Origin of the sequence: Variovorax terrae, assembly GCF_022809125.1 — a bacterium.
Lineage (GTDB): Bacteria > Pseudomonadota > Gammaproteobacteria > Burkholderiales > Burkholderiaceae_C > Variovorax_A > Variovorax_A terrae.
Window position 1 is genome coordinate 482,518 of the sequence record NZ_JALGBI010000003.1, and the last position, 17,424, is coordinate 499,941.

Below are 17,424 nucleotides of genomic sequence, written 5' to 3' on the forward strand. Positions count from 1 at the left end.
CGCGTCAATCCCGGGCGGGCGGCTCCTTCTTTTCTTCGGCGGCGGGCGGCTCGCCGTTCTTGCGGCCCGAGAACATGGTCCACCACACGATCAGCACGAGCAGTAACAAGGCCCCCAGCGCTTCAAGCAAAATCAGACCCATGAACCGACTCCTGTGGCTTGTTTCGACCCTCGCGATTGTAGGAATCCTGGCCGGCTGCGCCAGCGCGCCGCCACAAGCCCCCGAGCCGGCCCGGCCTTCTGCCGGCGAGCCCGCCTACCCCGGCGACAGCGGCCCGCTGCCCGCGGCCCTGACGCAGGGCAAGAGCCGCTGGCAGCCGGTGCGCTGGGCCGAGCTGCCGGGCTTCGGCGAAGACGCGCTGTTCGAGGCCTGGAACGCCTGGATCAAGAGCTGCGAACGCCCGGGCCCCACCTTCGCCCCGCTGTGCGCCGAGGTGCGCCGCCTGAGCATCGCCTCGGGTGACGAGCAGCGCGCCTGGATGATGGCGCGGCTGCAGCCCTACCGCGTCGAGCCGCTGCAGGGCGGCGCCGACGGCCTGCTGACCGGCTACTACGAGCCGCTGCTGGAGGCCTCGCGCACGCCGCGCCCGGGCTTCCAGGTGCCGCTGTACCGGCCGCCCGCGACGCTGGGCCAGCGCCGCCCCTGGTACTCGCGCCAGGAGATCGACACCCTGCCCGAGGCGCGCGCCGCGCTGCGCGGGCGCGAGATCGCCTACCTCGCCGACCCGGTCGATGCGCTGGTGCTGCAGATCCAGGGCTCGGGCCGCGTGCGCGTGACCGAGGCCGACGGCTCGCAGCGCCTGGTGCGGCTGGCCTTCGCCGGCTCCAACGACCAGCCCTACAAGAGCGTGGGCCGCTGGCTGCTCGACCAGGGCGCGATCCGCGACGGCTCCTGGCCCGCCATCAAGGCCTGGGTGGCGCAGAACCCGCAGCGCGTCAACGACATGCTGTGGAGCAATCCGCGCACCGTGTTCTTCCGCGAGGAGGCGTTGCCCGAGCTGGACGCCGCCTTCGGCCCGCGCGGCGCGCAGGGCGTGGCGCTGACGCCGGGCCGCTCGATCGCGGTGGACCGCGAGAGCATTCCCTACGGCACGCCGGTGTGGCTGGCCTCCAGCGGCCCGCAGCTCAACCTGCAGCGCCTGGTGCTGGCGCAGGACACGGGCAGCGCCATCGTGGGCGCCGTGCGGGCCGACTACTTCGCCGGCTGGGGCGCCGAGGCCGGCGAACTGGCCGGCCGCCTCAAACAACCGCTCCGGCTCTGGGTTTTGTGGCCAAAATAGCCAGAGGTCCAGGTGCAGTGGTGCTTTCGTGCTATTGATTTTGTAGCGGAGGGTGCAATGAGAGCTTTGAGCATTGGCGTGCTGGCGCTGCTGGCCGGCTGCGCGGGCATGGACCGGTCGCCGGGTCCGCTGTACCGCTGCGAGCACGGCATCGAGTTCACCGCGAAATTCGTGGACGACACGGCCGTGCTCAGCGGTTCGCGCGGCTACGACGTGCTGTACCGCGACGCCGGCGGCGAAGGCCCGGGCCAGTCGGTCTACAGCAACCTGCGCATGAAGGCCGAGTTCGGCCTTGGCGCCAGCGGGCGCGAGGCCATCCTGCGCTATCCGCTGCTGCCGCTGGTGGCGCGCTGCGCGCGCGAGTAGTCCGCAGCCCGCAGCGCGGCGGCGTCCTGCCGCCGCCGTGCCCGGCGCCACGCCGGCTTGCTTTCTTCCTGATGACCCGAGAGGTTGACGCGAGTCAGGCCGTCGCGCGCGCGGCCTGGCGCGGGCCTGCGCCATTCCCGGGCGCGGCTGCGGGATGTCAAAGAGTTGTCACATGGCATTCCTACGATCCCGCCTGACTCGACGTGCGCGTTGTTCACGCGAAGTCGAGCGCGCAGACGCTCATGCAGCCCTCCCCCCACCTGAAACTTCTGAAAGCTAGAAAAATGTCCGATCTGCCCCAAACCTCGCGCCGGCAGGCGCTGAAATTCCTGGCTGGCGCACCCATGCTGCCGCTGAGTGCCGGCGGCCTGGCCGCCATGACCTCGCTGGCCGCCTGCGGCGGCGGCGACGGCTCGCTGGTGGCCGCACCGGCCGGCCCGAGCGCCGTGGCGCCGAGCTTCGTCTCGGCCGAATTCGTCGGCATGGACGCGCCCAACCTCACCAAGGCGGCCGACATGGCCACCACCGCCGTGAGCTCCAGCCTCAAGGTGAACTTCAGCAACAGCACCAGCCAGACCTTCAAGCTGGCCTACCAGCCCTTCTTCGTGACCGGCGAGCTGGTGACCGACGGCAAGGGCGGCCAGATCCTGGCCGGCGGCTACTTCGACATCTACAACAACAAGATCATCGACAAGACGGTGCCGGGCAAGGAACGCCAGTACTTCTCGGATTCGCCGGACGGCACCTCGCTGCTGACGGTGCCTGGCGCCAAGGTGGACGGCGTCAAGGGCAATGCCGTGTTCGCCGTGGTGCAGTTCGAGTACACCACCTGGGCCCAGGACGGCAAGACCGACATGTACGGCAAGCTGCCGTCGCCGATTGCCGTGCTCACGCTCGACCAGGACCCGGCCACCGGCAAGCTGTCGCTGGTCAAGTACCACAACGTCGACACCTCGGGCGTGCGCGGCCTGTGGATCACCTGCGGCGCCAGCCTGTCGCCCTGGGGCACGCACCTGTCGAGCGAAGAGTACGAACCCGATGCCTTCAACGCGGCCAATGCCCAGCTCCAGGCCTTTAGCCTGAACCTGTACGGCGACGCCGCCAAGGCCAACCCCTACCACTACGGCCACATGCCCGAAGTGACGGTGAAGACCGACGGCACGGCCTCGATCAAGAAGCACTACTGCATGGGCCGCATCTCGCACGAGCTGGTGCAGGTGATGCCCGACAACCGGACGGCCTTCATGGGCGACGACGCCACCAACAGCGGCTACTTCGTGTTCGTGGCCGACAAGGAGAAGGACCTGTCCTCGGGCTCGCTGTATGTCGCCAAGGTCGGCGCCGGCTTCTCCATCAAGCCCGGCGACGCCGCTGCCCCGCTGACCTGGATCAAGCTCGGCAGCGCCACCAGCGCCGAGATCGAGAACCTCGCCAACACGCTGCTGCCCGCCGACATCATGACCGTGGTCAAGGCCGATCCGGCCGACGCGACGTTCACCAAGATCGTGGCCAACGGCAAGATCGAGTGGATCAAGATCAAGCCAGGCATGGAGAAGGCCGCCGCCTTTCTCGAAACCCACCGCTACGCGGCCTTCGTCGGCGCCAGCATGGGCTTCACCAAGATGGAAGGCACGACGGTCAACATCAAGGACAAGGTGGCCTACTCCGCGCTGCAGAACATCCAGGCCTCGATGGTGGCCGGCAACGTCGCCAACGTGCCGGGCAACGGCATCTCGGTGGACAAGCAGCTGGTGGCCGGCGGCGTGATGGCGCTGGCCCTCAAGAGCGGCGTCAAGGACGACAAGGGCGCCGCGATCAACAGCGAATGGATGCCGGTGGACACCAAGGCGCTGCTGATGGGCGAGGACATCACCGCCGACGCCCTGGGCAACACCGCCAACCCCGACAAGATCGCCAACCCCGACAACCTGAAGTTCTCCGAGAAGCTGCGCACCCTGTTCATCGGCGAGGACAGCAGCCAGCACGTCAACAACTTCCTGTGGGCCTACAACATCGACACCAAGAAGCTGTCGCGCCTCATGTCGATTCCCTCGGGCGGCGAATCCACCGGCCTGCACGCCGTGGACGAGATCAACGGCTGGACCTACATCATGAGCAACTTCCAGCACGCCGGCGACTGGCTCGGCATCCACAGCACCGTGAAGGCCACGCTCGATCCGCTGGTGCGCGCGAACTACAAGGACAAGTTCGGCGCGGCGGTGGGCTACCTCACCGTCGACCTCAAGGCCGCAGCCACGGCGAAAGCCTGATCACCCACAGTGAGCCACCCGGCCAGGGTGAACAGGCCCCAGCCGGTTGCCCGGTCCCCGCGAGGGGGCCGGGCTTTTTCACAAGGGTCGCAGCAACCCAGCGCTATTGATTTGATAGCTGTCAACGACCGCTGGATGCGGACTCCTGGCCGATTCTGGCCAGATGTCCGAGCGGCAGCGCGCTGCTGGCCTTGACCTCGCCCAGCGAGAAGCTGGTGTGCAGGTCCTTCACGTTGGGCAGGTTGATCAGCACCTGGCGCATGAACAGCGAGAAGCTGTCGAGGTCGCGCGACACCACCTGCAATTCGAACGTGCCCGCGCCGCTGATGTAGTGGCAGGAGATGATCTCGGGGATCTTGCGGATCGCCTCCTCGAGTTCGCGCGTGACTCCGCCCGTGTTGCGCTCGGCATCCAGCCGCACGAAGGCCAGCACGCCCAGGCCGATCTTGTGGCGGTCGATCTCGGCGCGGTAGCCCTTGATGAAGCCGGCTTCCTCCAGCGCGCGCACGCGGCGCCAGCAGGGTGCGGCCGACAGGCCCACGCGCTGCGCCAGCTCGGTGTTGGTCAGCCGCGCGTCGGCCTGCAATTCGGTCAGGATGGCGAGATCAAACTTGTCTAGTGTTTCCATAAACAGGGAATATAAGAAAGAATCTTTCTTGTATCAATATTTATCGGGCATAGAACGCAAAGACATATCAGCGCATCGGGCATACACTTTGTAATGCACTAGAGGCTGCGCCCTACCCGGGCGCCATCGTGACCTGCCCACAAGGCAGTGATTCCCACAAGGCACTGGAGACCCACGAAAAATGAACGCCCCGCTACCCGAGCACATCCGCAAGGCCCTCGAAACGGTCACGCTCGACGACAAGTATTCCCTCGACTACGGCCGCGCCTTCATGAGCGGCGTGCAGGCCCTGGTCAAGCTGCCGATGCTGCAGCGCCTGCGCGATGCGCAGCAGGGCAAGAACACCGCGGGCTTCATCAGCGGCTACCGCGGCTCGCCGCTGGGCGGCTACGACCAGGCGCTGGTCAAGGCGGCCAAGTACCTGAAGGGCCAGAACATCGTGTTCCAGCCTGGCGTCAACGAGGAGCTGGCCGCCACTGCGCTGTGGGGCACGCAGATGCTGGGCTTCTCGCCGCCGGGCACCAACCGCTTCGACGGCGTGTTCGGCATCTGGTACGGCAAGGGCCCGGGCGTGGACCGCTGCTCCGATGTGTTCAAGCACGCCAACATGGCCGGCACCACGCCCTGGGGCGGCGTGATCGCGGTGGCCGGCGACGACCACGTGGCCAAGAGCAGCACCGCCGCGCACCAGAGCGACCATATCTTCAAGGCCTGCGGCCTGCCGGTGTTCTTCCCGGCCACGGTGCAGGAGATCCTGGACCTGGGCATCCACGCCTTCGCGATGAGCCGCTTCTCGGGCGTGTGGGCCGGCATGAAGACGATCCAGGAGATCGTCGAGTCCAGCGCCACCGCGATGATCGACCCCGAGCGCGTGGACATCAAGATTCCTACCGATTTCCAGATGCCGCCCGGCGGCGTGCACATCCGCTGGCCCGACCACGCGCTGGAGCAGGAGGCGCGCCTGTTCGACTACAAGTGGTATGCCGCGCTGGCCTACATCCGCGCCAACCGCCTGAACTACAACGTGATCGAGGGCCCGAACGACCGCATCGGCCTGATCGCCTCGGGCAAGGCCTACAACGACACCCGCCAGGCCCTGATCGACCTCGGCCTGGACGACGCAGCCTGCCGCCAGCTCGGCATCCGCCTGCACAAGGTCGGCGTGGTCTGGCCGCTGGAGGCGCAGCTCACGCGCGAGTTCGCCACCGGCCTGCAGGAAATCCTGGTGATCGAGGAGAAGCGCCAGGTCATCGAGTACCAGCTCAAGGAAGAGCTGTACAACTGGCGGCCCGACGTGCGGCCCAATGTGCTGGGCAAGTTCAGCGAAGTCGAAGGCGACTTTTCCGGCGGCGAATGGTCGCAGCCCAACCCCACGGCCAACACCCTGCTGCGCGCCAACGCCGACCTGTCGCCCGCGCTGATCGCGCGCTCCATCGCGCAGCGCCTCAAGAAGCTCGGTGTGGACGGCGACATGGCCGCGCGCATCGACGCGCAGCTCGCCATCCTGGGCGCCAAGGAGCGCGCGCTGCAGGTGCTGGAAGTGAAGGCCGACCGCGCGCCCTGGTTCTGCTCGGGCTGCCCGCACAACACCAGCACCGTGGTGCCCGAGGGCTCGCGCGCCATGGCCGGCATCGGCTGCCACTTCATGGCCACCTGGATGGACCGCAGCACCATCGGCTTCACGCAGATGGGCGGCGAGGGCGTGCCCTGGGTCGGCCAGCAGCCCTTCACCACCGACCAGCACATCTTCGCCAACCTGGGCGACGGCACCTACTTCCACAGCGGCCTGCTGGCGATCCGCCAGGCCATCGCCTCAGGCGTGAACATCACCTACAAGATCCTCTACAACGACGCGGTGGCCATGACCGGCGGCCAGCAGGTCGGCGAGCGGCCCGAGGGCCACAGCGTGGTGCAGATCGCGCAGAGCATGCGGGCCGAAGGCGCGGCGAAGATCACCATCGTCACCGACGAGCCCGAGAAGTACGACAGCATCCACGGCCTGCCCGAGGGCATCGCGATCCAGCACCGCGACACGCTGGACGCGGTGCAGCGCGAGTTCCGCGAGCTCAAGGGCACCACGGTCATCATCTACGACCAGACCTGCGCCACCGAGAAGCGCCGGCGCCGCAAGCGCGGCACGATGGTGGATCCGGCCAAGCGCGTGGTCATCAACGAGCTGGTCTGCGAGGGCTGCGGCGACTGCGGCGAGCAGTCCAACTGCCTGTCGGTGGAGCCGCTGGAAACCGAGTTCGGCCGCAAGCGCCAGATCAACCAGAGCACCTGCAACAAGGACATGAGCTGCCTCAAGGGTTTCTGCCCGAGCTTCGTCACGGTCGAAGGTGGGAGTTTCAAGAAGAAAGCCAAGGACCAGGCCGCGTCGCCGCTCCAGCTCGGTGCGCTGCCCGAGCCGCAGCTGCCCGTCATCCATGGTGCCTATGGGATCGTGGTGGCCGGCGTCGGCGGCACCGGCGTCATCACCATCGGCCAGCTGCTGGGCATGGCCGCGCACATCGAGGGCAAGGGCATCGTCACGCAGGACGCGGCGGGCCTCGCGCAAAAGGGCGGCGCCACCTGGAGCCACGTGCTGATCGGCGAGCGGCAGGATGACATCCGCACCACGCGCGTGAGCATGGCGGCGGCGGACCTGATCCTCGGCTGCGACCCCATCGTCGCCGCCGGCAAGGAGACCGCGATGCGCATGCGCGAAGGCCGCACCCATGTGGCGCTCAACTCGCACAGCGCGCCCACCGCGGCCTTCGTGCACAACGCCGACTGGCAGAACCCGGCCGAGGCCTGCGCCGCCGAGATCGCGAAGGCCGTGGGCGCTTCCGCCGTCGGCACCTTCGACGCCGACACCGCCGCCACCCGGCTGATGGGCGACAGCCTGTACGCCAACCCGATGATGCTGGGCTATGCCTGGCAGAAGGGCTGGGTGCCGCTGTCGCTCGAATCGCTGCTGCGCGCCATCGAGCTCAACGCCGTGGCGGTGGACAACAACAAGGCGGCGTTCGCCTGGGGCCGCCATGCGGCGCACGACTGGGCGGCGGTCGAGAAACTGTTCACCCCGGCCCAGGTGGTGACGTTCAAGAAGCGCGAAACGCTGGACGGCCTGGTGGCGCGCCGCGTCGAGTTCCTCACCGGCTACCAGAATGCGGCCTATGCCGAGCAGTACCGGCAGTTCGTCGACCGGGTGCGCCAGGCCGAGGCACGCCTGGGCAAGACCACGCTGGCCGAGTCCGTGGCGCGCTACCTGTTCAAGCTGATGGCCTACAAGGACGAGTACGAGGTGGCGCGCCTGCACACCGACACCGCCTTCCTGGCCAAGGTCAACGCCATGTTCGAGGGCGACTTCAAGCTCAACTACCACCTCGCGCCGCCGATCATCGCCAAGAAGAATGCCAAGGGCGAGCTGCAGAAGCAGCAGTTCGGCCCGGCCATGCTGACGGGCTTCAGGCTGCTGGCCCGGCTCAAGGGCCTGCGCGGCACCGCGCTTGACCTCTTCGGCAGGACCGCAGAGCGCAAGACCGAGCGCGCGCTGATCGGCGAATACCGCGCCAGCATCGAGGAGCTGCTGCAAACGCTGGAGGCCGGCAACCACGCGGCCGCGGTCGAGATCGCGCGCATTCCCGAGCAGATCAAGGGGTATGGCCACGTCAAGGAACGCCATCTGGCCGAGGCCCGCGTGAAGTGGACGCAGCTGCTGGCGGCCTGGCGCAGCCCGAAGCCGCTGCAACAGGCGGCTTGAGCCTCAAACAGGCCAGATGTCCGCGTGCAGCGGTGCTTTGTAGCTATTGAATTGGTAGCAACCGGGAGACGCGACGCGCGCTGGCGCGGACCCGGCTGGCCGTGGCTGCGGCAGCCCCGGCGCCATCCGCCAGGCCCGCGGCCCGCCTGACCGGGCGCGGCGTGGGGTTACAACTTCTTACTCACGAGCCCCCCGAATACAATCCTCCATCCTTCCCCATGCGGCACAGTCAGGTGCCCGCCCAGGCCGGGAGGTGTCCCGTATCGACCATCCGTTGTGGAGTAGCCCGTGTTTATTTCTTCCGCCTTTGCCCAGACCGCACCCGCCGCAGCCGCCGGGGGCGACATGTCGTCGTCGCTCATGAGCATGCTGCCGCTGGTGCTGATGTTCGTGGTGCTGTACTTCGTGATGATCCGCCCGCAGATGAAGAAGCAGAAGGAGCACCGCTCCATGATCGAGGCGCTCGCCAAGGGCGACGAGGTGGTCACGGCCGGCGGCCTGCTGGGCAAGGTCACCAAGCTGGGCGACGGCTACCTGTCGGTGGAAATCGCTTCCGGCGTGGAGGTCCAGGTGCAGCGCAGCGCCGTGGTCCAGGTGCTGCCCAAGGGCACGATGAAGTAACAACCGGCTGTTCCAGCCATCCGCCGCGTCTGCCGGCATCAGAAGAAGCGAGATCATGAACCGTTATCCGGTCTGGAAGTACGCGATCATCGTGATCGCGCTCCTGGTGGGGGCCCTCTATACCCTGCCCAATTTCTTTGGCGAGGCGCCTGCGGTGCAGGTGTCGGCCGTCAAGTCGTCGGTCAAGATCGACAGCACCACGCACACCCGGGTCGAGGACGCCCTCAAGGCCGCCGGCATCACGGCCGATGCCATCACCTACGACGGCAACTCGATCAAGGCCCGCTTCGACACCACCGACACCCAGCTCAAGGCCAAGGACGCGATCCAGAAGGCGCTGATCCCCGACCCGTCCGACCCGCCCTACGTGGTGGCGCTGAACCTGCTGTCGCGCTCGCCCGCGTGGCTCACGGCGCTGCGCGCCGAGCCGATGTACCTGGGGCTGGACCTGCGCGGCGGCGTGCACTTCATGCTGCAGGTGGACATGGCCGCGGCGCTGGACAAGAAGGCCGAATCGCTGTCGGGCGACATCCGCAGCTCGCTGCGCGAAAAGAACGTGCGCCACAGCGGCATCAACCGCAACGGCCAGACGATCGAGGTGCGCTTTCGCGACGCGCAGACGCTGGAGGCGGCCAAGCGCATCATCGCCGACCAGTTCCCCGACCTGCAGACCGTGGACGCGCCCGACGGCATCGAGTACCGGCTGACCGCCACCATCAAGCCCGAGGCGGCGCGCAAGGTGCAGGAGCTGGCGCTCAAGCAGAACATCACCACGCTGCACAACCGCATCAACGAACTCGGCGTGACCGAACCGGTGATCCAGCAGCAGGGCCTGGACCGCATCGTCGTGCAGCTGCCCGGCGTGCAGGACACGGCCAAGGCCAAGGACATCCTGGGCCGCACCGCCACGCTGGAGGTGCGCCTGGTGGACGAGAGCACCGAGGCCCGCGCGGCCGAGGCCGGCAGCGGCGCTGTGCCCTTCGGCGACGAACGCTACCTGGACCGCAATGGCCAGGCCGTGATCGTGAAGAAGCAGGTCATCCTGACCGGCGAGAACCTGACCGACGCCCAGCCCGGCTTCGATGGCCAGACCCAGGAGCCGACCGTCAACCTCACGCTCGACGCCAAGGGCTCGCGCATCTTCAAGGACGTGACGCGCGAGAACGTTGGCAAGCGCATGGCCATCATCCTGTTCGAAAAGGGCAAGGGCGAAGTGGTCACCGCGCCGGTGATCCGCACCGAGATCGCCGGCGGCCGGGTGCAGATCTCGGGCCGCATGAGCACGGTGGAAGCCAACGACACGGCGCTGCTGCTGCGCGCCGGCTCGCTGGCCGCGCCGATGGAAATCATCGAGGAGCGCACCATCGGCCCGAGCCTGGGCGCCGAGAACATCTCGCGCGGCTTCCACAGCGTGATCTGGGGCTTCGTGGCGATCACGGTCTTCATGTGCGCCTACTACATGCTGTTCGGCGTGTTCTCCGCCGTCGCGCTGGCCGTGAACATGCTGATGCTGGTGGCCGTGTTGTCCATGCTGCAGGCCACGCTGACCCTGCCCGGCATCGCCGCCATGGCGCTGGCGTTGGGCGTGGCCATCGACTCCAACGTGCTGATCAACGAGCGCGTGCGCGAGGAGCTGCGCGCCGGCGCGGCGCCGCAGGCCGCCATCTATGCCGGCTATGAGCGCGCCTGGGCCACCATCCTGGACTCCAACGTCACCACCCTGATCGCGGGCGTGGCGCTGCTGGCCTTCGGCTCCGGCCCGGTGCGCGGCTTCGCGGTGGTGCACTGCATCGGGATCCTGACCTCGATGTTCTCGGCCGTGTTCTTCTCGCGCGGGCTGGCCAATCTCTGGTACGGTCGCCAGAAGAAGCTCAAGAGCGTCTCCATCGGCCAGATCTGGAAGCCGGATGCCGACGCCACGGCCGTGGCCAAGACGAACTGAGGGGACGGACCATGGAATTTTTTCGGATCAAAAAAGACATTCCCTTCATGAAGCACGCGTTGATCTTCAACGCGATCTCCTTCATCACCTTCGCGCTGGCGGTGTTCTTCCTGTTCAGCCGCGGCCTGCACCTGTCGGTGGAGTTCACCGGCGGCACGGTCATGGAAGTGGCCTACAGCCAGCCGGCCGACCTCGGCAAGGTGCGCGACACGGTGGCGGGCCTGGGCTATGCCGACGTGCAGGTGCAGAACTTCGGCACCTCGCGCGACGTGATCATCCGCCTGCCCGTGCAAAAGGGCGTGACCTCGGCCCAGCAGAGCGAGCGCGTGCTGACCGCGCTGCAGGCCGCGAACGCCGACGCGGCGCTGCGCCGCACCGAGTTCGTCGGCCCGCAGGTGGGCGACGAGCTGGTGCACGGCGGCCTGATGGCGCTGGCCATGGTGGTGATCGGCATCGTGCTCTACCTGGCCTTCCGCTTCGAGTGGAAGTTCGGGGTGGCGGCCATCATCGCCAACCTGCACGACGTGGTCATCATCCTGGGCTTCTTCGCCTTCTTCCAGTGGGAGTTCTCGCTCTCGGTGCTGGCGGCGGTGCTGGCGGTGCTGGGCTACTCGGTGAACGAATCGGTGGTGATCTTCGACCGGATCCGCGAGGCCTTCCGGCGCTACCGCAAGATGAACACGCACGAGGTGATCGACCACGCCATCACCAGCACCATGAGCCGGACCATCATCACCCACGCCTCGACCGAGGCCATGGTGCTGTCGATGTTCTTCTTCGGCGGCCCCAGCCTGCACTACTTTGCGCTGGCGCTGACCATCGGCATCCTGTTCGGCATCTACTCCTCGGTGTTCGTGGCCGCCGCCATCGCCATGTGGCTGGGCGTGAAGCGCGAAGACCTGGTCAAGAGCTCGGCGAAGAAGGACGAAGACCCGAACGACCCCAATGCAGGGGCCGTGGTCTAGGGAGCGGGCTTGATGCAGCCCCAGACGTCCGGCATGCAACTGGCGCGCCAGGCGCGCCAGCAATTTGTGGCGAAAGTGGAAGGGGTCACGGCCGAGCTGGTCACGGCCGTGCAGGGCCGTCTGGGCGGCCTGCTGGACCAGAGCGGCAGCACCCGCGAAATGCAGGAGCGCCGCGATGCCATGCTGGCGTTCCAGCAGCTGCGCGGCACCTGGGCCGACGGCACGCAGAAGGCCTGGCGCGGCGCACTGACGCCGCCCACCGCCACCGCCCGCGTCCGGCTCGAAGCCGCGAGCTTCGAGCTGATCGGCGACGAAGTGGTGGAGAACAAGATCCTGTCCTCGCGCCTGGCGCTGTCGGTGCTGGACAAGGCAAGCTGGGAGCTCAATGACCTGCGGCTGCGCATCCAGCAGCTCGAAGGCACGCAGGAACTGGCCGGCCACGACGTGCTGCGACCGGAGGTCACCTCGCAGCTGCTGGTGGAACAGTGGTTTGCCGCCGGCCTGACGCGCGAAGTCTGGGTCCTGGTGCAGGACGTGATCCAGCAGGGGCTGGTGCAGCGCCTGGTCGAAACCTATCACCACACCAATGAGTTCCTGATCGCCCAGGGCGTGATGCCCGAGATCGACCTCAAGCCCCTGGTCAAGCGCACGGCGCCGGGCGCCCTCGGGGGGCGCAACAAGGCCCCTGACGATGCCCCCGTCACGGGCCCCGATGCGGGGCCGGCACCAACCGCGTCAGGCGGCCATGGCCATGGATACGCTGGTGGCGGTGGCGGTGGCGGTGGCGGTGGCGGTGGCGGAGCAGGCCTGTCCGGCTCCCGCTGGGCCGAGGCCGGGGCGGCCGCCAGTCGTCCTGGCATGCTGGGTGGCAGTGGCGGCGGGGCAGGCCTGTCCGGCGCCCGCTGGGCAGAGGCTGGGGCGGCCGCCAGTCGCCCTGGCATGCTGGGTGGCAGTGGCAGTGGCAGCGGCAGCGGCAGCGGTGGCGGTGGCGGTGGCGGTGGCGGTGGCGGTGGGGCTTTCCCCGGCGGTGCCCGTCGCGCCGGCGCGCCGGCCAGCGGCTCTGCCGGCATGCCCGCCGGTGGCGCCGGAGCCGGCCGCGGTGCGGGCGGCGGCATGGTGGCGCGGGGCGGCCCGGAGGGCGCGGGCGAGGAAACCCGCATGCTGACCGCGAGCACACCGCTGGCGCGGGTGCGCCAGCGGGCGCAGGGGGTGATCGGGCAGTTGAGGCGTTTGCTGAGCGACCGCGTGGCCGACTTCGACGCCACGCATGTCACCCGGCCGTCGCCGGCGCTGGCCGAGGCCTTGGCTCGGGTGGATGCCACCCAGGTGGCCGAGCCCAGCATGCCCGCCGTGGCCTATGACGACGCCGGTGTGGCGCAGGTGGCCACGGCCATGCGCCAGCGCACCAGCGAGCTGAAGAAGAAGGCCGCCACCTCGACCGAGAAGGCCACCATCGAGATCGTGGCGCTGATGTTCCAGAGCATCCTGGCCGAGGAGCGCATCCCGGCTGCCGTGCGTGTGTGGTTCGCGCGGTTGCAGATGCCGGTGCTGCGCGTGGCGATCAGCGAGCCCGAGTTCTTCGGCACGCTGCAGCACCCGGCGCGCCAGCTGATCGACCGCATGGGCTCCTGCGTGATGGGCTTCGACGCCAGCGCCATCAGCGGCAGCGCGCTGGAGGGCGAGATCAAGCGCGTGGTGCAGGTGATCGAGCAGTACCCCGAGACCGGACGGCGCGTGTTCCAGCTGGTCTACGACGAGTTCCAGAAATTCCTCTCCAAGTTCCTCACCGAGAAGGGCGCCACGCAGCGCCTCGTCAGCGTGGCGCAGCAGGTCGAGCAGAAGGAGACGATGGCGATCCAGTACACCATCGAGATGCGCAACATGCTCAACGACATGCCGGTGCGCGAGGAGATCCGGGAGTTCCTGTTCAAGGTCTGGGCCGAGGTGCTGGCGATGGCGGCGGTCAAGCACGGGCCGCAGCATGCGGACACCATCGCGCTCAAGAAGTCGGCGGCCGACCTGGTGTGGGCCGCCAGCGCCAAGCCCAACCGCAGCGACCGCGCCCGCGTGATCCAGGACCTGCCGCAGCTGCTGCAGCGCCTGCGCCAGGGCATGGACCTGCTGGGCATCGTGGGGCCCGAGCAGGAGATGCGCATCAAGGCCATCGGCGACACGCTGGCCGATGCCTTCCTGTCCAAGACCGAGGCCATCCCCCAGGCGCGCATCGAACTCATGGCCCAGCGGCTGGCCCACCTGGAGGATTTCGTCAGCGACGACGATGCCGGCGACCTGCCGCTGGACACCGAGAGCATCGAGATGATGCTGGGCATCGATGCCTCGGACATCGAGGTGGTGGCCGACGGCGGCTCGCAGCCCAGCGATGCGATGCGGGCCTGGGCCCAGGAGCTGCAGCTGGGCACCTGGTTCACGCTGGACCACAACGGCAAGCTCAGCCAGGTGCAGTTCGTGTGGTGCAGCGACCGCAAGCAGCTCCACCTGTTCGCCTCGGCCGCCGGCCGCAGCTACCTGATCCAGGCGCGGCGCCTGGCGGCCTACCTGCAGGCCGGCTTGCTGGTGCCGGCCGAGGAAGAGGCGCTCACCGTGCGCGCCACGCGCGACGCGCTGGCCAAGCTCGAGGCCAATCCCGAGCGGCTGCTGAGCTGAGCCGCGCGGAACCGTTCGCCAGCGGGCTCGCTACTGCAGCGCGATCGTGACCGCGCCCGCGGCGCAGCTGGGCGAGTAGGTGTAGTTGAGGTTGACCGCGCCGGCCGCGCCGCCCTGCCCCGCCACGGCCTGGCTGAGCGAGCTGTTGCCGGCGTTGCAGGAGCCGGCGGCGATGCCGGAGATGCAGTAGTTCAGGTTCAGCGGCACGCTGATGCCACCGGTCGAGACGGTGCCCTGCACGTTCACGCCGCAGCTGCCACTGCCGCCACCTACGCCCGTGCCGCCGATGCTGACGCCATTTTCATTGAAGCTGAAGCTCAGCGTGGTGCCGTTGATGCCGTTGTAGGCGGCCTGGAAACCGGCTTGCAGCGCGCCCGGCGTGCTCCAGGCCATCAGGGTCGCGAGCGAGCCGCCGTTCTGCACATACTGCGACACGCCGCGCAGCGCCTGGCCGTAGGCATTGAGGGTGCCGGTGACGGACGGCAGGGTGGTGGCCAGGTTGACCGTGCCCAGCTGGAACTGCGTGCCCACGCTGTTGAGCGCCGCCCCGTAGTTGCGGACCGTGGCGCCGCCGCCGGCGCGCTGCGCCATGCTGTAGGCGATGGTGGTCAGCGGCGTGACGATGCCGGTGATGGTGCCGCCCTCCGAGCCCGAGGTGGTCATGACCCGCATCGTGTCCGTCAGAGGCCGGGTGGCGCCGCTGGCCTCGTCGGTGTAGCTGCCGCCGGTCACTTCGATCAGCAGGTCGCCCTTGTACGGAACGGTCAGGCTGTAGCTGCCGCGCGCGTCGGTGCTGGCGGTGCCCAGCGAGGCGCCGCGCACACCCGCGCTGTTCACCGCGTAGAGCGTGACCGTGGCATTCGCCACCGGCCCCTTCACGGCGGCGCCCGTCACGGTGGTGGCGCCGCCATTGCCGGCGGCGGCGATCAGCCCGTCGCCGCCGCCGCAGGCCGTGATCAGACCGGCCGCGGCCAGTCCTGAAAGCAGAAGCCACCAGGGCCGGTGGAAAGGGTGCCGCATACGTTCTCCAGGGGTGAAACACAGATGGAGAGCGATTCTGGTGGCGGGTCCCGATCCGGTCACCCCCCTGATCGGGGGGCCGATCCCCCTTCGATCAGGGGGTGGCGATGCAGAAGAAGCGGCGTCAGTGCGCGATGCGCGACTCGGTGTCGTCGCAGAGCTCGTCGAGCACCAGCGCGTCGGGCTCGACGCCGGCGCTCCAGTAGACCATGAGCACGATGATCTTGAGGTCGTCCAGCGACATCGGGCCGCCGGGCACGGCCATGGCGCGGTCCATGACGATTTCCCGCATCGGCGCGGGCAGCACGCCCGAGGTTTCGAGGAAGCTCACAAAGCCCAGCGCCTCGGCGCCCAGGTGATCCTGCTCGGCGCTGGAATAGACGCGAAGGCTGGTGGGCGACTGCTGCTGGATCGGGGGCAGGTCTGGGCTGGCCGGGAGGGTGATGCGGGTGTGGCGGGCGGCCAGGTTGAGGCCGTCGAGCCAGGCCAGCGCGGCCTCGATTTCGTCGCTGTCGAAGCCCACGGCACTGAGCTTGCGCCCCAACTGCTTCAGTTCAGGACACGCATCGCCTCGCCAGTAGTTTTCGTAGACGAACACGAGCACTTCAAACATGGCCCCAATATAGCGCAGAACCACGGCGCGGGGAGAAGTCTGCCGCCGGTGTTGCGGAGCGGCATCAGCCCGCGCCGAGGCGCTGGAACAGGCCGCCCGGCAGGCGCGCGACCTGGCCTTCGAGCTCCAGCTCCAGCAGCCGGGCCTGCAGCTCGGGCGCCGGCAGGCCGGTGCGCGCCATCAGCGCGTCCAGGCTCACCGGGTCGTGGCCGAGCCGCTGCAGCAGCGTGCTTTCAGGCTCTTTAGAGGCGGAGGTCCGCGTGCCCTGGTCCTTGGGTGCTATCGAATCAGGAGCGGCCGGTAGCCGCAGCTCTTCCAGCACGTCCTGCGCCGACTCCACCAGCTTGGCGCCCTGCTTGATCAGCGCATGGCAGCCGCGCGACTGGGTGGCGTGGATCGAGCCCGGGATGGCGAACACATCCTTGCCCTGCTCGACCGCCAGCCGCGCGGTGATCAGCGAGCCCGACTGCAGGGCCGCCTCCACCACCAGCGTGCCGCGCGAGAGGCCCGCGATCAGCCGGTTGCGCCTGGGGAAGTTGGCCGCCAGCGGCGGCGTGCCCAGCGGGTATTCGCTGATCAGCAGGCCCCGGCGCGCGATGCGGCGCGCCAGCTCGAGGTGCTGCTTCGGGTAGACCCGGTCCAGCCCGGTGCCGACCACCGCGATGGTGGCCAGGCCCGCGTCCGGCGCCGCGCCTTCGAGCGCGCCCTCGTGGGCCGCGCCATCCACGCCCAGCGCGAGGCCCGACACCACGGTCAGGCCGGCCGCACTGAGCGCCCGCGCGAACTGGCGTGCATTGGCGGCGCCTTGCGGCGTAGGGTTGCGGCTGCCCACGATGGCGATGCTGCGCGACAGGCTGCTTGCTATCGTTTCTGTAGCTGAAAATGACCCACCGGCCTGGACCTCGGGCGGATTTGATTCAAAATCTGCGCTGCCCAGCAGGTACAGCATCAGGGGCGGGTCTTCGAGGCTCAGCAGCGCCGCCGGGTAGTCGGTATCGCCCAGCACCAGCACGCGGCGCCGGCCGGGCTGCGCCGCCTCGGGGTCGGCCGGGCCGTGCAGCCATTGCCAGGTGGCGTCGAGCTGCGCCGCCAGGGTGGGCGGTTCGCTGCGCAGGGCGCCGGCCTGCGCCAGGCTCACCACCTGCTGGAGCGCGCTCGCGGGTTGTCCGAACACCGCCTGCGGCAGGCCGAAGGCGGCCAGCAGCCGGCGCGCGCTGTCGTTGCCCACGCCCGGGGTGAGCGTCAGGCGCAGCCAGGCGGCCAGTTCATCGCGCTCCATGGGGTGCTGCGAAAAGGGGCCAGGGCCCGCG

The 17,424-nt window shown here is 68.6% G+C and carries 13 protein-coding genes; 8 read left to right on the forward strand and 5 right to left on the reverse strand.

Going from position 1 to position 17,424, the window contains the following annotated elements:
* Positions 1-4: 4 nt before the first annotated feature.
* Positions 5-142 (reverse strand): hypothetical protein, encoded by a 138-nt coding sequence (locus MMF98_RS21680; protein ID WP_243309424.1) that lies wholly within the window; start codon positions 140-142, stop codon positions 5-7.
* On the opposite strand from MMF98_RS21680, the gene mltA reads away from it, so the two are divergent.
* From mltA to MMF98_RS21695, 3 genes are all read left to right on the forward strand, one after another.
* Complete coding sequence (gene mltA / locus MMF98_RS21685) at positions 75-1,280, forward strand: murein transglycosylase A (protein ID WP_423837664.1); 1,206 nt, start codon at positions 75-77, stop codon at positions 1,278-1,280. The two genes, MMF98_RS21680 and mltA, sit on opposite strands and share 68 nt — an antisense overlap.
* A 57-nt stretch (positions 1,281-1,337) precedes the next feature.
* Positions 1,338-1,646 carry a hypothetical protein gene (locus MMF98_RS21690; RefSeq protein ID WP_243309426.1) on the forward strand — a complete coding sequence of 103 codons (309 nt, stop codon included), beginning with the start codon at positions 1,338-1,340 and terminating at the stop codon, positions 1,644-1,646.
* Between the two features lie 284 nt (positions 1,647-1,930).
* Positions 1,931-3,916 (forward strand): PhoX family protein, encoded by a 1,986-nt coding sequence (locus MMF98_RS21695; protein WP_243309427.1) that lies wholly within the window; start codon positions 1,931-1,933, stop codon positions 3,914-3,916.
* A gap of 121 nt (positions 3,917-4,037) precedes the next feature.
* Here the strand turns inward: MMF98_RS21695 and MMF98_RS21700 are convergent, their stop codons facing one another.
* Positions 4,038-4,544, reverse strand: coding sequence for an Lrp/AsnC family transcriptional regulator (locus MMF98_RS21700; protein ID WP_243309428.1), 507 nt, complete (start codon positions 4,542-4,544; stop codon positions 4,038-4,040).
* A 181-nt stretch (positions 4,545-4,725) separates the two neighbouring features.
* On the opposite strand from MMF98_RS21700, the gene MMF98_RS21705 reads away from it, so the two are divergent.
* The 5 genes from MMF98_RS21705 to MMF98_RS21725 all read left to right on the forward strand — a co-directional run bounded on the left by MMF98_RS21705 (position 4,726) and on the right by MMF98_RS21725 (position 14,481).
* Positions 4,726-8,289: an indolepyruvate ferredoxin oxidoreductase family protein gene (locus MMF98_RS21705; protein WP_243309429.1), complete on the forward strand. Its 3,564-nt coding sequence runs from the start codon at positions 4,726-4,728 to the stop codon at positions 8,287-8,289.
* Between the two features lie 288 nt (positions 8,290-8,577).
* The gene (gene yajC, locus MMF98_RS21710) at positions 8,578-8,910 is read left to right on the forward strand and encodes a preprotein translocase subunit YajC (protein ID WP_243309430.1); all 333 of its coding nucleotides are present in this window, start codon (positions 8,578-8,580) and stop codon (positions 8,908-8,910) included.
* Between the two features lie 55 nt (positions 8,911-8,965).
* The gene (secD, locus tag MMF98_RS21715) at positions 8,966-10,852 is read left to right on the forward strand and encodes a protein translocase subunit SecD (protein WP_243309431.1); all 1,887 of its coding nucleotides are present in this window, start codon (positions 8,966-8,968) and stop codon (positions 10,850-10,852) included.
* Between the two features lie 11 nt (positions 10,853-10,863).
* The gene (secF, locus tag MMF98_RS21720) at positions 10,864-11,817 is read left to right on the forward strand and encodes a protein translocase subunit SecF (RefSeq protein WP_243309432.1); all 954 of its coding nucleotides are present in this window, start codon (positions 10,864-10,866) and stop codon (positions 11,815-11,817) included.
* A 12-nt stretch (positions 11,818-11,829) separates the two neighbouring features.
* Positions 11,830-14,481: a DUF1631 family protein gene (locus MMF98_RS21725; protein ID WP_243309433.1), complete on the forward strand. Its 2,652-nt coding sequence runs from the start codon at positions 11,830-11,832 to the stop codon at positions 14,479-14,481.
* Positions 14,482-14,511: 30 nt separating this feature from the next.
* On the opposite strand, the gene MMF98_RS21730 is transcribed toward MMF98_RS21725, so the two are convergent.
* From MMF98_RS21730 to dprA, 3 genes are all read right to left on the reverse strand, one after another.
* Positions 14,512-15,501, reverse strand: coding sequence for a hypothetical protein (locus MMF98_RS21730; protein WP_243309434.1), 990 nt, complete (start codon positions 15,499-15,501; stop codon positions 14,512-14,514).
* A 124-nt stretch (positions 15,502-15,625) separates the two neighbouring features.
* Entirely contained in the window at positions 15,626-16,114 is a 489-nt protein-coding gene (locus tag MMF98_RS21735) for a Smg family protein (RefSeq protein ID WP_243309435.1), read from the reverse strand.
* Between the two features lie 64 nt (positions 16,115-16,178).
* Complete coding sequence (gene dprA / locus MMF98_RS21740) at positions 16,179-17,393, reverse strand: DNA-processing protein DprA (RefSeq protein ID WP_243309436.1); 1,215 nt, start codon at positions 17,391-17,393, stop codon at positions 16,179-16,181.
* Positions 17,394-17,424 lie beyond the last annotated feature (31 nt).